Annotated in this window: 3 protein-coding genes; all 3 read left to right on the top strand. The window is 67.3% G+C overall.

The window, feature by feature from the left end:
• The first annotated feature begins 87 nt into the window (after positions 1-87).
• The gene (locus tag GPA_RS02595; RefSeq protein WP_041238851.1) at positions 88-354 is read left to right on the top strand and encodes a DUF4160 domain-containing protein; all 267 of its coding nucleotides are present in this window, start codon (positions 88-90) and stop codon (positions 352-354) included.
• An 18-nt stretch (positions 355-372) separates the two neighbouring features.
• The gene (locus GPA_RS02590; protein ID WP_015538850.1) at positions 373-669 is read left to right on the top strand and encodes a DUF2442 domain-containing protein; all 297 of its coding nucleotides are present in this window, start codon (positions 373-375) and stop codon (positions 667-669) included.
• Between the two features lie 141 nt (positions 670-810).
• A partial coding sequence (locus GPA_RS02585) for an FAD-dependent oxidoreductase (protein ID WP_156791115.1) occupies positions 811-1,075 on the top strand: 265 nt, incomplete at its 3' end.

Below are 1,075 nucleotides of genomic sequence, written 5' to 3'. Positions count from 1 at the left end.
GCCCGCTACCCCGACGGCCGCTGGGGGCCGGCGGGGTGAGGGGCATCGCATCGGTGGATGAGCGGAAAGGCGGAAGGAGGGGGCGAGATGGCGACGATCTCCATGTTCTTCGGCATAGTGGTCATCATGTATAATGAGTCGGCGGGAAAGCATCACGCACCGCATGTCCACGCCCGTTATGCGGAGTTCAGCTGCTCGCTCGATTTCGAGGGCGAGGTGCTCGACGGGTATCTCCCGCCGAGGAAGCTGACGCTGCTTAGGGCATGGGTCGTCCTTCATAGGGAAGAGCTCGAGGCCGACTGGAAGCTCCTCTCGGAGGGGCTCGATGCTTTCAAGATCGATCCGTTGCGATAGGAAGGCGGTGGCGTGCTCATGGGGGAGCCGGTCTTGGTCGACGAGGTTGCCTGCGGGATGGGCAAAAGCCAGCCCGACTTGACGAAGGTCGAGCCGAGGGGCGGAAGCGAGCTTCTGCTCGAGTTCGAAACGGGGGAGAGGCGTCTTTTCGACGCCGCCCCGTTTATCGACTGCGGCGGATCGTACGGACGCTTGGCGGAAGAGCGGTACTTCGCGCAGGTGCGCATCATCGACGGGGGCTTGGCCCTTGGATGGCCTGAAGGCCAGGAAGTGTACCCCGAGGCCCTGTACGAGTTCAGCACGCCTGTCGGGTAGCGGCGCGGGCCGCGCCCGCTTCTCGCCGGCTGCGCCCGGCGCCCGCCGGACGCGCTCGGTACGTAGCGCCCCCTCCGGCGATCCGCCGGTTTTTCTCGCCCGCCGTTTCCCATGGCTCCGAGGTTTGGTATCCTTGCAGGCATGTCTGACAACGTGACCATACTCGGCGCCGGCCTCGCGGGAAGCGAGGCGGCGCTCCAGCTTGCCGACCGCGGCTTCCGCGTGCGCCTCGTGGAGATGCGCCCCGGCACGCCCACGCCCGTGCACGCCACCGGTGCGTGCGCCGAGCTCGTGTGCTCGAACTCGTTGAAGTCGACCAAGCCCGAGAGCGCGGCCGGCATGCTCAAGGCCGAGCTCGAGGCGCTGGGATCGCATCTGCTGGCCGCCGCGTACCGGCACGCCGTGC

The sequence above is a fragment of the Gordonibacter pamelaeae 7-10-1-b genome (assembly GCF_000210055.1).
GTDB lineage: Bacteria > Actinomycetota > Coriobacteriia > Coriobacteriales > Eggerthellaceae > Gordonibacter > Gordonibacter pamelaeae.
This window is presented reverse-complemented; position numbering and strand designations above follow the sequence as displayed.

Coding starts and splice junctions, on each gene's coding strand:
- GPA_RS02595 (WP_041238851.1), top strand. CDS start 88: ATGGCGACGATCTCCATGTTCTTCGGCATAGTGGTCATCATGTATAAT.
- GPA_RS02590 (WP_015538850.1), top strand. CDS start 373: ATGGGGGAGCCGGTCTTGGTCGACGAGGTTGCCTGCGGGATGGGCAAA.